General features: G+C 61.4%; 17 protein-coding genes. 9 read left to right on the top strand and 8 right to left on the bottom strand.

Translation table 11 applies throughout. The features are described from left to right. Nucleotides 1–27 precede the first annotated feature (27 nt). A complete protein-coding gene (locus J3P73_RS05060; protein WP_130691327.1) occupies nucleotides 28–474 on the top strand; it encodes a hypothetical protein in 447 nt (148 codons plus the stop codon). A 179-nt stretch (nucleotides 475–653) separates the two neighbouring features. On the opposite strand, the gene J3P73_RS05055 is transcribed toward J3P73_RS05060, so the two are convergent. Further along, on the bottom strand, nucleotides 654–1,364 hold the full coding sequence (locus J3P73_RS05055; protein WP_130691325.1) for a glutathione binding-like protein: 711 nt from the start codon (nucleotides 1,362–1,364) through the stop codon (nucleotides 654–656). Nucleotides 1,365–1,676: 312 nt separating this feature from the next. Between J3P73_RS05055 and J3P73_RS05050 the strand changes: the two genes are divergently transcribed. Further along, nucleotides 1,677–2,114 (top strand): DoxX family protein, encoded by a 438-nt coding sequence (locus tag J3P73_RS05050; RefSeq protein WP_018070161.1) that lies wholly within the window; start codon nucleotides 1,677–1,679, stop codon nucleotides 2,112–2,114. Between the two features lie 77 nt (nucleotides 2,115–2,191). On the opposite strand, the gene hisG is transcribed toward J3P73_RS05050, so the two are convergent. The 3 genes from hisG to hisS are packed head-to-tail and all read right to left on the bottom strand — an operon-like array spanning nucleotide 2,192 to nucleotide 5,571. Then, nucleotides 2,192–2,887 carry an ATP phosphoribosyltransferase gene (gene hisG / locus J3P73_RS05045; protein WP_018483277.1) on the bottom strand — a complete coding sequence of 232 codons (696 nt, stop codon included), beginning with the start codon at nucleotides 2,885–2,887 and terminating at the stop codon, nucleotides 2,192–2,194. Continuing rightward, nucleotides 2,884–4,005, bottom strand: coding sequence for an ATP phosphoribosyltransferase regulatory subunit (locus tag J3P73_RS05040; protein WP_018483278.1), 1,122 nt, complete (start codon nucleotides 4,003–4,005; stop codon nucleotides 2,884–2,886). The genes hisG and J3P73_RS05040 overlap by 4 nt, the downstream gene beginning before the upstream one ends. Nucleotides 4,006–4,047: 42 nt before the next feature. Further along, entirely contained in the window at nucleotides 4,048–5,571 is a 1,524-nt protein-coding gene (gene hisS / locus J3P73_RS05035) for a histidine--tRNA ligase (protein WP_130691321.1), read from the bottom strand. Nucleotides 5,572–5,701: 130 nt separating this feature from the next. On the opposite strand from hisS, the gene J3P73_RS05030 reads away from it, so the two are divergent. From J3P73_RS05030 to copM, 3 genes are all read left to right on the top strand, one after another. Next, nucleotides 5,702–6,463 (top strand): hypothetical protein, encoded by a 762-nt coding sequence (locus tag J3P73_RS05030; RefSeq protein WP_018483280.1) that lies wholly within the window; start codon nucleotides 5,702–5,704, stop codon nucleotides 6,461–6,463. 53 nt (nucleotides 6,464–6,516) lie between these two features. After that, the gene (locus J3P73_RS05025) at nucleotides 6,517–6,882 is read left to right on the top strand and encodes a hypothetical protein (RefSeq protein WP_130666598.1); all 366 of its coding nucleotides are present in this window, start codon (nucleotides 6,517–6,519) and stop codon (nucleotides 6,880–6,882) included. Nucleotides 6,883–6,956: 74 nt separating this feature from the next. After that, a complete protein-coding gene (gene copM, locus J3P73_RS05020; protein ID WP_130691317.1) occupies nucleotides 6,957–7,316 on the top strand; it encodes a CopM family metallochaperone in 360 nt (119 codons plus the stop codon). Nucleotides 7,317–7,382: 66 nt separating this feature from the next. Here the strand turns inward: copM and J3P73_RS05015 are convergent, their stop codons facing one another. Continuing rightward, entirely contained in the window at nucleotides 7,383–8,432 is a 1,050-nt protein-coding gene (locus J3P73_RS05015) for an aldo/keto reductase (RefSeq protein ID WP_130691315.1), read from the bottom strand. A 238-nt stretch (nucleotides 8,433–8,670) separates the two neighbouring features. On the opposite strand from J3P73_RS05015, the gene J3P73_RS05010 reads away from it, so the two are divergent. After that, entirely contained in the window at nucleotides 8,671–9,375 is a 705-nt protein-coding gene (locus J3P73_RS05010) for an HAD family hydrolase (protein WP_130691313.1), read from the top strand. 21 nt (nucleotides 9,376–9,396) lie between these two features. On the opposite strand, the gene J3P73_RS05005 is transcribed toward J3P73_RS05010, so the two are convergent. Next, nucleotides 9,397–9,900: a hypothetical protein gene (locus tag J3P73_RS05005; protein ID WP_130691311.1), complete on the bottom strand. Its 504-nt coding sequence runs from the start codon at nucleotides 9,898–9,900 to the stop codon at nucleotides 9,397–9,399. Continuing rightward, complete coding sequence (locus J3P73_RS05000) at nucleotides 9,897–10,526, bottom strand: DNA-3-methyladenine glycosylase I (protein ID WP_130697695.1); 630 nt, start codon at nucleotides 10,524–10,526, stop codon at nucleotides 9,897–9,899. Before J3P73_RS05000 ends, J3P73_RS05005 begins: the two co-directional genes overlap by 4 nt. Before the next feature lie 228 nt (nucleotides 10,527–10,754). Between J3P73_RS05000 and J3P73_RS04995 the strand changes: the two genes are divergently transcribed. From J3P73_RS04995 to J3P73_RS04985, 3 genes are all read left to right on the top strand, one after another. Then, a complete protein-coding gene (locus J3P73_RS04995) occupies nucleotides 10,755–11,504 on the top strand; it encodes a L,D-transpeptidase (protein ID WP_130691307.1) in 750 nt (249 codons plus the stop codon). Between the two features lie 135 nt (nucleotides 11,505–11,639). After that, a complete protein-coding gene (locus tag J3P73_RS04990) occupies nucleotides 11,640–12,332 on the top strand; it encodes a L,D-transpeptidase (RefSeq protein ID WP_130691305.1) in 693 nt (230 codons plus the stop codon). A gap of 123 nt (nucleotides 12,333–12,455) precedes the next feature. After that, nucleotides 12,456–13,130, top strand: a complete 675-nt coding sequence (locus J3P73_RS04985; protein ID WP_130691303.1) for an outer membrane protein — start codon at nucleotides 12,456–12,458, stop codon at nucleotides 13,128–13,130. Nucleotides 13,131–13,151: 21 nt separating this feature from the next. On the opposite strand, the gene J3P73_RS04980 is transcribed toward J3P73_RS04985, so the two are convergent. After that, nucleotides 13,152–13,592 carry a hypothetical protein gene (locus tag J3P73_RS04980; protein WP_018483290.1) on the bottom strand — a complete coding sequence of 147 codons (441 nt, stop codon included), beginning with the start codon at nucleotides 13,590–13,592 and terminating at the stop codon, nucleotides 13,152–13,154. Nucleotides 13,593–13,621 lie beyond the last annotated feature (29 nt).

The raw sequence follows: 13,621 nt of genomic DNA, 5'->3' as shown, positions 1-13,621 counted from the left end.
GGAGCCGCATCCGAACGGGGGAACGCCTTGTTTAAGATCGCCAGAGCCAATGCAGCCGTAACTTTGACACCCGGCTCGTTTGATGACGCCAATCAAAATCACGAGATGTTGGCGCAGTTCTCCGTTTCCGAAGCCTGGACCGGAGATTTTTCGAGCGGCATGCTCCGTCTCGGCGAGTGGAGCGCGACGCTGCACGGCCTCGCCGCACAGGAATGCGGACTTTTGAGCCTGATCCGCTGCTATGATACCAAGGACCGCAGCCACATATTGGCGCTGTTCGAGCAGGCGGCAACGCTCTGCTCCTCCTTCTGTTTTTCGACGACGATCATCATGCCGAACGGCTTTCGCCAGCCGCTGTTCTGCATGGGCGAATCCAACGGCCTGGAAGAAAAATTCAGCGGCAGCATGGTCGGCGTCTTCGTCTTTCCGCGCTTCAAGCTGGAAGGCGCAAAGCAGATATCAAGTCGGCGATAAGGGTGGAATGGCTGCCCCTCACCCTAACCCTCTCCCCGCTCGCGGGGCGAGGGGACGTGCCCTGCGATAGGTAGGCGGAAAACGGACAGCTTGCGGCATGGTCCCTTCGCCCCGTTTACGGGGAGAAGGTGGCGGCAGCCGGATGAGGGGCCGGGATCGGCGATCTCTTGGGCCGTCCGTTACTCCGGCTTGACCGGTATGTTGAGGCCCCTGGCACTTGCCGGACGAGCGATGCAGCGCTCCAGCCAATCCGAGACGGCGGGGAATTTCGCGTATTCGAGAACCTCGCGGCCGCCATAGAAGATGTCGGCGCCACGAACCCAGGTGAAGGTGGTGATGTCGGCGATCGTATAGAGATCGTCCATGATCCACTGGCGATCCTTCAGCCGGTCTTCGAGCACGCCGAGCAAGCGTTTGGATTCATCGCGATAACGCTCCACCGGATAGGAATTGTTGGCGACCTTGTCGGCGGCGAATTTGTAGAAATGTCCGAACTGGCCGAACATCGGGCCGATGCCCGCCATCTGGAAAAACACCCACTGGATGGTTTCATATCGGCCGGCGGCATCGGCAGGGATGAGCTTGCCCGTTTTTTCCGCGAGATAAAGCAGAATGGCGCCGGATTCGAAAAGGCCGATCGGCTTCCCGTCCGGACCGTTCGGATCGATGATCGAGGGGATGCGACCGTTCGGGTTGAGAGATTCGAATTCCGGCGACTTCTGCTCGTTGGCGGCGAAGGAAATATAATGCGGCTCATAGGCGAGGCCGAGTTCTTCGAGGGCGACGGAGACCTTCACCCCATTCGGGGTCTGCAGGGAATAGAGCTGGATGATGTCGGGATTTTTCGCCGGCCAGCGCGTCGTGATCGGAAAAGCGGAAAGATCTGCCATCGGATTCTCCATGTTGGGCGCCGACCATAAAAACCGGGCTTAGCAAACGCAAGCGGGGGCATCCAATGCATGTCGCCCAAAAGTGCGCAGCGGTTTTGGGACAACGACATGCATGACAACAAAGATCTAAGCGCGTCGCATGAATGCCGTCGAACGCGACGCGCTTTGGAGATCGTTCCATATTAGTGAACGAAGTGTCCCCTTTCGTTTATCTTTCCACAACGCACGAAAAGAGCCACATAGAGGCATCCGAGGTCGAAGCGGTGCCGGGGCACCAAGATCTCCAGAGTCCTTCAAACGGAGACAACGTCCATGTCGAACAACGTCATCATCCTGATTGCCCGTATTCTTCTTTCCTTCATGTTCATCTTTGCCGGCTTCGGCAAGGTGACCGATCCGGCAGCGACCGCCGGCATGATCGCCGGTGCCGGCCTTCCGGCTTCCACCGCGCTGACCTATCTCGCCGGCCTCTTCGAACTCGCAACCGGCATTGCCGTGCTCGTCGGCTTCCAGGTCCGCATCGTCGGCTGGCTGCTCGCCGTCTTCTGTGTCTTCACCGGCGTCGTCTTCCACCTTGCGCCAGTCAACGTTCCGGATTTCCCGGCCGCCGCCAACGGCTGGATCAACGGCCTGAACTTCGTCAACTTCCTGAAGAACATCACGCTCGCCGGCGCCTATATCATGCTCGCAACCAACGGCGCAGGCGCCTACTCGCTCGACGCCCGCCGCGGCGCCTACGCAGCTGCATAACGCCAGCAGACATCCTCCCGGACATACAGAACCCGCCGTCATCCGACGGCGGGTTTTTCTATGCCTTATGACCAGGATCAGAGGGCGGCGCGCACTGCCTCGATGATTGCCTGCACGGCGGGTTCGCCGGCGTGGTTTTCCTTGCGGGCGCGCACCAGGCAGGCCTGCGAATGCAGGATGACGCCGTCCTGGAGCACCTTCAGGTGGTTGGCGCGCAGCGTCGAGCCGGTGGAGGTGATATCGACGATGATATCGGCCGAGCCGGAGGCGGGAGCGCCCTCGGTGGCGCCCAGGCTTTCGACGATGCGATAAAGCTGGATGCCGTGCTGGCTCGAAAAGAACTGCTGGGTCAGCCGCCAGTATTTGGTGGCGATGGCAAGGCGTCGGCCGTGGCGGGCGCGGAAATCGGCGGCGACATCGACGAGATCGGCCATGGTGTCGACATCGAGCCAGATCTCCGGCACGGCAACGACGACATCGGCATGGCCGAAGCCGAGCCGGGCGCAGAATTCGACGCGCTTGTCGACCTCGGCAAAACCTTCCCGCATCAGGTCCTCGCCAGTGACACCGAAATCGACGGTGCCGTTGCCGATTTCACGGGAGATTTCGGAAGCCGAGAGGAAGGCGATCTCCACATCATCCCAGCCTTCGACGCGGCCGCGATAGGAGCGGTCGTTGCCGACCGCCGAGATTGTCATGCCGGCACGTTCGAAGATCGCCGAAGCGTCCTCCTTCATCCGGCCCTTGGAGGGAAGCGCGATGGTGATGGTCATGCGGCTGCCCTTTCGGTTTCGATGCGGTCGAGCCAGAAGGAGAAGCCGACGGCCGGAATACGGTCCGTCGCACCGAGGAAGGTCAGGAGCCGGTCGAAACGGCCGCCGCCGGCGAGCACCGCGCTTGAGCCTTCCACCGTCACCTCGAAGACGAGGCCGGTGTAATAATCGAGCGGCCGTCCGAAGGCGGCGCGGTAGTCGAGGCAGGAAAGATCGACGCCGGCATTGGAAAGTGCTGCGACGCGGCCGTTGAAGCGGGAGAGCGCATTGCCGAGTTTCAGGCCGGCAGCATCGGCAAAACCGGAAAGGGCTGCGGAAGCATTGACCAGCGGCACGTCGAGCGACAGGAACTCTTCCAAAACACGGAAGGCCGCATCGTCGAGGCGCGTTTCGGACAGGATGAGCTTTTCCTTGAGCCGTCGGGCGATCTCCAGGGCCGAGCGGCCGGCATTCGTCGAATAGCCGGTCTTCTGCATCTCCCGCTCGAGATGGGCGACCAGCGCCTGCTCGTCGCCCGATGCGACAAGCCTGGCGATATCGTCGTCCAGCCCGGTGACGAATTGCGGGCTGACGAGGCTGGCAAGCAGCGCTTCCAGCTGCGTCATATTGCCGAAGGCGTGGATCAGGCGCTTCTGCCAGCCGAGCGGCAGGCCGAGCGCCTGGACGACAGCCTCGAACACCGCTTGGTCGCCTAGTGTCACGGCTAAGCGCCGGCCCGGCAGCAGGCGGGCGAGAATGCCAGTGGCATCGCCGATGGCGCGGGCGTCGGCGTTTGACAGGTCGATATCGCCAAGATCCTCGATGCCGGCCTGATAGAATTCATTGGCGCCGTCGCGACGCTGGCGGAAAACCTCGCCGAGATAGGCATAACGCTTCGGCGTGCCGGTCGCCGTCTCGATGTGGCGCAGACAGACAGGGATGGTGAATTCGGGACGCAGGCAGAGGCTGGCGCCGGTTTCGCTCTCCGTCATGAAGATGCGGCGGCGCAGATCTTCGCCGGCGATATCAAGGAAAGGTTCGGCCGGCTGAATGACAGGCGTGTCGATGCGCTCGGCGTTGCGCGCGACGAATTCGGCAAGCAGGTCGCCAGCGAAGTCAGGAAGGTTGATCAGGGGCATGCGAGCCTCCGAACAACAGGCAAAGAGCGTGTCGGAAATGCCTCAGACATCACCGCCTGCCCTCTTCCGATCCTCGGCCTGCGCAGCAAGGATCTCCCTGACCTTGGCGACGAGGTCGGCTTCCGGCGCCGTCTCTTGCGCCACGCGCGCTTCGCGCCAGCTGGCATTGTCCTCGATCTCGCCGGAGAGCCGCTTGCCTTCGATCAGATCTTTGATCTGCACGACGCCTTCGGCGCGCTCGTCGCCGCCCTGGATGATGGCGACGGGGCAGCCGCGGCGATCGGCATATTTCAGCTGGTTGCCGAACTTCTTCCAGTTACCCTGGAACATCTCAGCGCGGATGCCGGCGGCGCGCAGCTCCTGCGTCATCTTCTGATAGCGGCCCATCGCCTCGATATCGCCGTCCATGACGGTCACCAGCACCGGCTCGATGACCTCGCTCGCGCCGAGCTTGCCGAGGTTCTTCAGCGCCGTCATCAGCCTGGAGACGCCGATCGAAAAGCCCGTCGCCGGAACCGGCTGGCCCATGAAGCGGGAGACGAGGCCGTCATAACGCCCGCCACCGCCGACCGAACCGAAGACGACCTTTTCGCCCTTTTCATTGGTGACGTCGAAGGTCAGTTCGGCCTCATAGACCGGGCCTGTATAATATTCGAGGCCGCGCACGACGGAGGGGTCGATCTTGATGCGGTCAGGGCCATAACCGGCGCTAGTCACCAGCGCACCAATGAAATTCAGCTCCTCGACGCCTTCGCCACCCCTGGCGGTTCCAGCAACCAGCTCGGCAAGACGCGCAGCGCTTTCGGCATAGTCCGTGATGCCGACAAAGAACAGCACCTTGTCGATCTGCGCCTGATCGAGACCGGCGCCCTTGGTGAAGTCGCCGGATTCATCCTTGCGGCCGGGACCGAGCAGCAATGCCACGCCTTCCGGACCGAATTTGTCGAGCTTGTCGATGGCGCGCAGCACGTTGAGCCGCTGGCCAGCCTTGTCCTCGCCGCCGAGACCGATCGCCTCGAGCACGCCGTCCAGAACCTTGCGGTTATTGACGCGGATGACATAGTCGCCGCGCTTGATGCCGAGGGCTTCCAGCGTATCGGCCATCATCATGCACATTTCGGCATCGGCCTGAACACCCGGCGCACCGACGGTATCGGCATCGAACTGCATGAACTGGCGGAAGCGGCCGGGGCCTGGCTTCTCGTTGCGGAAAACATAGCCGGCGCGATAGGTGCGATAGGGCAGTTGGATCTCGTTGAAATTCTCGGCGACATGACGGGCGAGCGGCGCCGTCAGGTCGTAACGCAGCGACATCCATTGCTCGTCATCGTCCTGCAGCGAGAAGACGCCTTCGTTCGGCCGGTCGCTATCGGGCAGAAACTTGCCAAGCGCATCGGTATATTCAAACAGCGGCGTTTCGAGCGGATCGAAACCATAATGCTCATAGACTTCCCGGATCTTTGCCGTCATCTCGTTGACGGCGCGGATATCGCCGGCCGTTCGGTCGACGAAGCCGCGCGGCAGGCGGGCCTTGAGCTTTTGCGGTTTCTTCTGCTTATCGTTCATTTCCGGGAATTCCACTGACTGTGACAGTGGCGGTTTCCTAGCGGATTGGGCGGGGAGCGGCAAGGGCGAAGGGCCTTGATGTCAAGACCGGAATCGATTGAACGAAGAGGCGTCCCTCAGAAATGCGGATATGCTCATGATCACGGAGGCGCTTCTCTATGCCGCGACCTTGCCGCTGACCGGCAAGCCGCATCGAAAGTTCGTCCGCTATTCCGTCAATCTCTGGTCGCGGGCCGGGCGCTGCGCGGCGGATTGGGCCGAGCATGAGGAGATGAGCCGGAAGGCGATCCTGGCGGCAACGGCCGACCTCAGGCAGAAGCGGACCGCCGTCGTCCTCGGCTCAGGCTTGTTGCGCGACGTGCCGATCGAAGCGCTGGCGCGGGATTTCGACACCGTCGTCCTGGTCGATCTCGTTCATCTCGCCTCGGTGCGCCTGTGGCTGTCGGCCAAATTCTATCGCAATGTCCGGCTGATTGAGCGTGATCTCTCCGGCTATGATGAACTTGCCGCCGGCCGCGAACCCGAACCGCTCGGCTTCATGCGCGGCGTGCCCTATCTCGATTTCGTGGTTTCCGCCAACCTCTTGTCGCAGATCGGTCGCGGCGTGAAACGGCGCCATGAGGCCGAGGCCGGGCGAATGCCTGAAGACACGGTGGAAAGGCTGATCGCGGCACATCTGACCGGGCTTGCGGGACTTCCCTGCCGGAGCTGCCTGGTGACCGACATCGCCTATGCCGTCATCGACCGCAACGGCAAGACGCATGAAGAGGCCGACCTGCTGCATGGCGTTTTGCCGCCGCCGGCAAAAGCCGCCTGGACATGGCCGGTCGCGCCGCTCGGCGAAGAGAACAAGGATTATAAGATCGAGCACAAGGTCATTGCCGCCTGGTGACCTGGATGTGACCACCGGCTTGGCTTCTATCCGGCCTTCGCCTATAAAACAGCATGCGCACGTTCGCTCTCATCACGATGTTTCTCGGCTGGCTGGTCTACAGCGCCATGTCCGCATGGGCAGGCTGTCCGACATGTGCGTCGATGAATGCACCGGTTGCCGTCGAAACCGGCATGCACCACGAAATGCACGGCATGGCTATGTCCGAGGCGGTGGGCAAGACTGAGCCCTCGAAAGGCCCCTGCGCCAGCGGCAATTCCGCACATATGCCCCTTTGCGCCGCCTGCCTGTTGCTGCCACCGGCGGTGACGGTCATGGCCAGCGGAAAATCCATTTTCGGCTACCCCACCCCGGCGCCTGCCCGCGCCCTGGACGGCGACAAGCCGGTACCGCAGCCGCCCCCGCCCCGACTGTCCTGAGACAACGCTTTCCATGCCGAATGGGCGGCCCGGCCGCCTGGAAGACCTATTGTCAGACAGAGGAAGGAACTCTCATGTCTTTGAAAATCATCACCCTCACCGCAATGCTCGCCATCGTTGCCGCTCCCGTCCTTGCCGAAGACAAGCCGATGGACATGAGCAAGCCGATGGGCAACCACGATGCGGCAAGCCACGCCTTCAGCGAGGCGAACGCCAAGATGCACAAGGATATGATGATCGAGTATAGCGGCGATGCCGATGCGGATTTCGTCCGCGGCATGATCCCCCACCATCAGGGTGCGATCGATATGGCCAAGATCGAGCTGCAATACGGAAAAGATCCCGATATCCGCAAGCTCGCCGAAGCCGTTATCAAGGCGCAGGAAGCCGAGATCGCCGAGATGAACGCCTGGCTCAAGACCCACGGCAAGTAATCGATCACTCGTGAAAAGGGAACGCCGGGAGAAATCCGGCGTTCCCCAAGACTTATGTTGGCGAGGTCAGTCCTTCGGCTCGAAATCGGCCGGCCGGCGGCCGGCGCCCTGTCGCGCCAGCATCCAGCCCGGATATTCCGGAGCAAGCGCGCTCACCTCGTCGAGCCTCTTCATATCGTCTTCATCGAGCTTCAGCTTGACGGCGGCAAGGTTCTGGTCGAGCTGATCGACCCGCTTGGCTCCGATGATGACTGTGGTGACGAAGGGCTTGGCGAGGATATAGGCGAGTGCCACGGTGGCGACGCTGACGTCGTGCTTTTCGGCGACTTCGCGCATGACGGCGACACAGGCCCAGGCCTTGTCCTTGTCGACGGGCGGGAAATCGAAACTGGCGCGGCGGCCCTCGCCGTTGCCGGGCGCGCCGGGACCATACTTGCCGGAGAGCAGACCGCCGGCGAGCGGCGACCAGACCAGCAGGCCGAGCTTTTCCTCCTGCATCATCGGCACAATGTCACGTTCGAGATCGCGGCCGGCGATGGAGTAATAGGCCTGTACTGTCTCGAAGCGGGCAAAGCCGCGGCGTTCCGATAGGCCGAGCGCCTTGGAAATGCGCCAGGCCTGCCAGTTGGAGACGCCGATATAGCGCACGAGACCACGGGAAACGAGATCGTCGAAGGCGCGCAGCGTCTCCTCGATCGGCGTCACCGTATCGGTCGCGTGGATCTGATAGAGGTCAATATGATCGGTCTGCAGGCGCTTGAGGCTCGCCTCGACCGAATCCATGATATGGCCGCGCGAGGCGCCGCGATCGTTCGGCTTGTCACCCATGACGCCGTAGACCTTGGTGGCGATGACGACGTCCTTGCGCGGGATGTCGAGGTTCTTCAGCGCTTGGCCGAGCAGCCTTTCGGACTCGCCGGATGAATAGACGTCGGCCGTGTCGATGAAATTGACGCCTGATGCAAGCGAGCGCTCGACGATCCGGTCGGCGGCATTCTGGTCGACGTCGGCGATGGCGCCCCACATACTGCCCTGTTTGGCTTCGCCGAAGGTCATCGTGCCCAGGCAGATTTCCGAGACGAAAAGTCCCGTATTTCCGAGTTGATTGTAACGCATGGTCGAAAAATTCCTTTGTGTCTGCCGCAAGAGGGGCTTGCGAACTACTGAACTTCATTTTTTGATTATTGGCCTGCATATGACAGGCACAGCCGTGGCTGGCTGCAAGGTGAGGCGATTTTCATGTAGTGCGGCGGCGGCGCTTTTCAACGCCGTACCTTGGCTGTGCGGAGGCGGATGCCCTTGTCTCGACACAGGCAGCCGATAGATTGCCGGCCATATTTTAAGAGGTGCGCATATGACGACGCGACCACTGACCACGATTGGCTTCGATGCCGACGATACGCTCTGGCAGAACGAACAATATTACCGGCTGACGGAAGCACATTTCACCGGGCTGCTTGCCGATTTCGCCGAAGGACCGAAAATTTCCGAACGGCTGCTGGAAGCCGAGAAACGCAACCTTCGCCACTACGGCTTCGGCATCAAGGGCTTCACGCTGTCGATGGTCGAAACCGCGATCGAGATCACCGAGGGCAAGGTCCCGGCGAGCGTGATCGCCAAGATCCTTGATACCGGCCGGGATCTTCTCAACCATCCGGTCGAGACCATGCCGCATGTGCGCGATACGCTGGAGGCGCTTGCCGGCAAATACCTGCTGGTGATGATCACCAAGGGCGATCTCTTCGATCAGGAGCGCAAGCTCGCCCAATCCGGGCTCGGCGACTTCTTCGATGCCGTCGAGATCGTCTCCGACAAGACGGCCGTCACCTATCGCCGCATCTTCGCCAAGGTCGGCGACGGGCCGGAGCGGGCGATGATGGTCGGCAATTCGCTGAAATCGGACATCGTGCCGGCAATCGCGGCCGGCAGCTACGGCGTCTTCGTGCCGCACGAACTGACCTGGGTGCTGGAACATGTGGACGAGCCGAAAGAGGCGCCGCGTTTCCGCAAGATCGGCCACCTCGGCGAATTGCGCGACCTGATCGACCGCCTCTCATAAGCTGCGCTTGCAGCTCTTACCTCATTGCTTGGCGGGCGCCTTTGGAAAGAGCGACGGACTCTCCGGCTCGGCCGGCGGTTTCGGCTGCTGCGGAGCAGCCGCCAGCGGCTCGATCAGGATGCTGAAGGGAGCGCCGAGGCCGCGACGCGGCGAGACCTTGGAATAATAGGGACGCAGCAGCCAGGTAGCGTTTTCCTTGACCGTCGTCTCGAAGCTCGTGCCGTCCTCGTCGGTACCGAAGAAGGCCTCGTCATCCGGTTTCGACAGGTCGAAGATTGCCAGGAAGGCAAATTTGCTCTTGCTGGAAAAACTGATCTTCATGTGCTGGCCGGCGCGCACCGGCAGCGTATAGACATGGCCATTGCCGAACTTCGTCCAGCCCTTCAACTGCATGGTGACGGCAGGGAATTGCAGCTTCTCCAGCTTCTCGCCAGGATCGAGCTGCGGCGTCTGCGCCATGGCGGAGACCGTCAGGAGGAAAAGGGCGGCGGCGGCGATCAATGTTCTCACGGAGTGATCTTTCATGGGCGAACCAGGGCGGTGCGCATCGCCTCGACCTCGGGCCGGCAGAAGCAGCCTTCCAGATGATCGTTGACGAGACCCATCGCCTGCATGAAAGCATAAACTGTGGTCGGGCCGACAAAGGTCCAGCCGCGTTTCTTCAGATCCTTCGAAATGACCACGGATGTCGGCGTCGTCGGATTGGCGACGATGTGATCACGGTCGACCACTGCCGGCCGTTCGTTATGGCCGGGTTCGTAGCGCCAGAAATAATGGGCGAGCGAGCCGAATTCGTCCCTGAGCTCTATTGCACGCTTGGCATTGTTGATGGTCGAGACGATCTTGCCGCGATGACGGATGATGCCGGCATCGGCAAGGCAGCGCGCGACATCGCCTTCGCCGAAAAGGGCGACCTTCTCGAAATCGAAACCTGAAAAGTCGGCGCGGAAATTCTCGCGCTTGCGCAGGATCGTCAGCCAGGAAAGGCCGGACTGGAAACCTTCGAGGCAGATCTTCTCGAAGAGTCGGATGTCGTCGGTGACGGGGCGGCCCCATTCCTCGTCATGATACCGGAGATAGTCGGGCAGATTGGCGTGCCAGTGGCAGCGGCTCCTGCCATCCTCGCCGGTGATGATGCCTGTCGTGCTCATGATCCTTCATTCTGCGGGGGTCCGCTTCGTTCTCCGGTATTGATTCCGGCTTTACCATTTGCAAACCGTCTTTCCAAACCGAACGGTAACCCTGACGAAAAGTTTATCCGATCGGTCGGCTTTTCATGAATCGATCTTTACCATTCGCTGGCGGATTGGGTGGCAGCGTCTTCCCGGGCGGACATGTCCCGCCAGCGCATTTTCGGTCATTTGTAGAGAGTTCGTCCGATGATGAAACAGCTTGTTCTTGCCGCAGCCCTCTTCGGCATTTTCTCCACGGCCGCCCTTGCAGACGACCGTTACGCCACTCGCCCGCCCGTCGTGCTCAGCCCCGATCTGACCGCGCCCTGGATCAACCAGCTGGGCGGCGGCACGGTTCGTCCCGTCGTCTACCAGCGGCCGGTCATCCAGCCGCAGCAGCGCGGCCTTTTCCAGCGCCGTATCATCCGCCGGGCGCCGCAGGTGTCACCGCAGACCGTTTCGGCGATCAATCCCGGCATCCCGTCGATCCGCCATCCGATCGAACCGCAATACCTGCCGCAGATGGTCGACTACGACACGCAGGAAAAGCCCGGCACGATCGTCATCGATACCAACAACCGTTTCCTCTATCTGGTGATGCAAGGCGGCAAGGCGCGCCGCTACGGCGTCGGCGTCGGCAAGCCTGGCTTCGAATGGGCGGGCGCCCACAAGATCACCCGCAAGACCGAATGGCCGGACTGGACGCCGCCTTCCGAGATGATCAGCCGCGAAGCCGCCAAGGGCCATTACCTGCCGGCGCGCATGGACGGCGGCGCGGAAAACCCACTCGGCGCCCGCGCCATGTATCTCGGCTCGACACTTTACCGCATCCACGGCACCAACGCGCCCTGGTCGATCGGCAGCGCCGTCTCCTCCGGCTGCATCCGCCTGCGCAACGAAGACGTCGTCGACCTCTACGACCGCGTCAACGTCGGAACCCGCGTCATCGTCATGTAACGGCGGCACAACATCTTGGGAGCCGCAAGCACAGCCGGCTCCTTTCCCCAAAATTGCTGTATCCGATCGCGCCGATCTTGAATCGGGCAGAAGTTCATGTAGCTTCGCTCGGATATTGCTTGAGGGGAATCGTCCATGATCAAATTGATGCCGGGTCTGGCTGCCGCCGGACTTGTCCTGTCCTTGATGTCTGCGTCCGCCATTGCCGCACCCGCCGGCTCCACCCCTGATAACGCACAGCGCCCGGCGCAGATTGTGCGTGTGGCGCAGATGCCGAAATACGTGAAGCCGCAGTTTAAGCGCAAGAAAGTGCGTCTGGTGACGACGGAAGCGGCCGGCACCGTCATCATCGATACCAACAACAAGTATCTCTACCTTGTCGAAGGCAACAATCGCGCCACCCGCTACGGCATCGGCGTCGGCCGCGATGGCTTCGGCTGGTCCGGGGTGGTCAAGATCGGCCGCAAGGCCGAATGGCCGGCCTGGACGCCGCCGGCCGAGATGCGCCGCCGCGAAGCCGCCAAAGGACACATGATCCCCGCTTTCCAGGAAGGCGGCGAGGACAATCCGCTCGGCGCCCGCGCCATGTATCTCTACCAGGGTGGCCGCGACACGATCTTCCGCATTCACGGCACCAACCAGCCCTGGACGATCGGCCTCAACATGTCGTCCGGCTGTATCCGGATGATGAACGAGGATGTGACCCATCTCTATGACCGCGCGCCTGTCGGCACCAAGGTGATCGTCATTGGCCCCGGCAACAAGCAGGGCAAGGTCGCGTTTGAGGATCGGGGCATCGACGTGCTGCGCACGATGTTTGGCGGCTGAGCAACACTTTCAAAAAAAACGAAAGGCGCATTTTGACGCGCCTTTTGTTTTGCTTAGACTTTGCGACTGAAAGCTGGCAAACCTGCCTAAGAGTCGACACATTTGCAATATCGGGGCTATTCAATGACATATGCGCTGCGTTCCTCCGCTTCACTGCTTGCGGGCATCGCGTTTCTCACCATCTGTTCGGCAGCTTCCGCCTCGGCGGAAGATCTGCAATTCTCCGTCTACGGCGGCTATCAGACCGCACCACACAGCGGCGTCGATCTCTCCGACGGCACGCATTTCACCGCCGGCTGGGAAGGCAAGTCCTTCGGCAGCCCGCCTTATTACGGCGGCCGCGTCACCTGGTGGCTCGAGAACTTCAACAAACCGAACTGGGGTGTCTCGCTCGATTATACCCATGACAAGGTCTATGCCGACGACGATACGCTGGCCAAGACCGGCTGGTCGCATTTCGAATTCACCGACGGCCTGAACCTGATCACGGTGAACGGTCTCTATCGCTTCCAGGATCCGACCCGCCGCTGGACGCCCTATCTCGGCGCCGGTATCGGCGTGAACATTCCGCATGTCGAAGTGATTCGCCCAGAGGGCAAGACCTGGGCCTATGAATTCGGCGGCGTGACGCTGCAGGCCCAGGCCGGCGTCGACTTCAAGGTGACCGAGCGCTGGTCGACCTTCGTCGAATACAAGGGCACCTATTCGCGCATCGACGTTCCGATCGATAGCGGCGTGGACCTGAAGACCAACATCTTCACGAATGCCGTCAACGTCGGCGTTTCATTCCACTGGTAAGAATAAATTTCGGCTGCGGCGCTATTTGGTGCCGCAGCTGACCTTGCCCTCGACGGCATAGGGCTTTTCGCCGCCTGCTATCGTCAGGGAATATGTGCCGCTGAAATTTGCCGACGGCTTGCCGCGCTCACCGGCGACGACCACCAGATCCAGCGTTGCTCCGTCGGTATCGTCACCGCCGCCGTCAAAGACCTCCATAAGCAGTTCGCCGTCGCGCGACCAGTGATTGGTCAGGTGCTGCGATTCGAAAACACGCTTTCCGAATACGGTCGATTGGGCCTCATCCTTGACGATCAACGCGCCGCGGAAATGGTTGAGCTTGTGGCCGGCATCGCTTTCGAAACCGCTTTCGAGCGTGAAGCGTGCTTCCTTGTCATCGGCGGAACAGAAATAGCGGCTATTTGCATGGGCGGTGCCTGCCGCACCGAGTAGTCCCGCAAGCACAATCATTCCCCGCCACATCGTCTAAACTCCCGAGACCGGCCCGACAG

This window comes from Rhizobium ruizarguesonis, assembly GCF_017357285.1.
Taxonomy (GTDB): domain Bacteria; phylum Pseudomonadota; class Alphaproteobacteria; order Rhizobiales; family Rhizobiaceae; genus Rhizobium; species Rhizobium ruizarguesonis.
The sequence above is the reverse complement of the archived record's forward strand: the minus strand, read 5'-3'. Positions and strand labels throughout refer to the sequence as shown.

Excerpts from the sequence above, each read along its gene's own strand:
- J3P73_RS04990 (WP_130691305.1), top strand. The coding sequence starts at position 11,640 with ATGATCAAATTGATGCCGGGTCTGGCTGCCGCCGGACTTGTCCTGTCC.
- J3P73_RS04985 (WP_130691303.1), top strand. The coding sequence starts at position 12,456 with ATGACATATGCGCTGCGTTCCTCCGCTTCACTGCTTGCGGGCATCGCG.
- J3P73_RS05010 (WP_130691313.1), top strand. The coding sequence starts at position 8,671 with ATGACGACGCGACCACTGACCACGATTGGCTTCGATGCCGACGATACG.
- J3P73_RS05015 (WP_130691315.1), bottom strand. The coding sequence starts at position 8,432 with ATGCGTTACAATCAACTCGGAAATACGGGACTTTTCGTCTCGGAAATC.
- copM (WP_130691317.1), top strand. The coding sequence starts at position 6,957 with ATGTCTTTGAAAATCATCACCCTCACCGCAATGCTCGCCATCGTTGCC.
- J3P73_RS05055 (WP_130691325.1), bottom strand. The coding sequence starts at position 1,364 with ATGGCAGATCTTTCCGCTTTTCCGATCACGACGCGCTGGCCGGCGAAA.
- J3P73_RS05030 (WP_018483280.1), top strand. The coding sequence starts at position 5,702 with ATGCTCATGATCACGGAGGCGCTTCTCTATGCCGCGACCTTGCCGCTG.
- hisS (WP_130691321.1), bottom strand. The coding sequence starts at position 5,571 with ATGAACGATAAGCAGAAGAAACCGCAAAAGCTCAAGGCCCGCCTGCCG.
- J3P73_RS04980 (WP_018483290.1), bottom strand. The coding sequence starts at position 13,592 with ATGTGGCGGGGAATGATTGTGCTTGCGGGACTACTCGGTGCGGCAGGC.
- J3P73_RS05040 (WP_018483278.1), bottom strand. The coding sequence starts at position 4,005 with ATGCCCCTGATCAACCTTCCTGACTTCGCTGGCGACCTGCTTGCCGAA.
- J3P73_RS04995 (WP_130691307.1), top strand. The coding sequence starts at position 10,755 with ATGATGAAACAGCTTGTTCTTGCCGCAGCCCTCTTCGGCATTTTCTCC.
- J3P73_RS05050 (WP_018070161.1), top strand. The coding sequence starts at position 1,677 with ATGTCGAACAACGTCATCATCCTGATTGCCCGTATTCTTCTTTCCTTC.
- J3P73_RS05000 (WP_130697695.1), bottom strand. The coding sequence starts at position 10,526 with ATGAGCACGACAGGCATCATCACCGGCGAGGATGGCAGGAGCCGCTGC.
- J3P73_RS05025 (WP_130666598.1), top strand. The coding sequence starts at position 6,517 with ATGCGCACGTTCGCTCTCATCACGATGTTTCTCGGCTGGCTGGTCTAC.
- hisG (WP_018483277.1), bottom strand. The coding sequence starts at position 2,887 with ATGACCATCACCATCGCGCTTCCCTCCAAGGGCCGGATGAAGGAGGAC.
- J3P73_RS05005 (WP_130691311.1), bottom strand. The coding sequence starts at position 9,900 with ATGAAAGATCACTCCGTGAGAACATTGATCGCCGCCGCCGCCCTTTTC.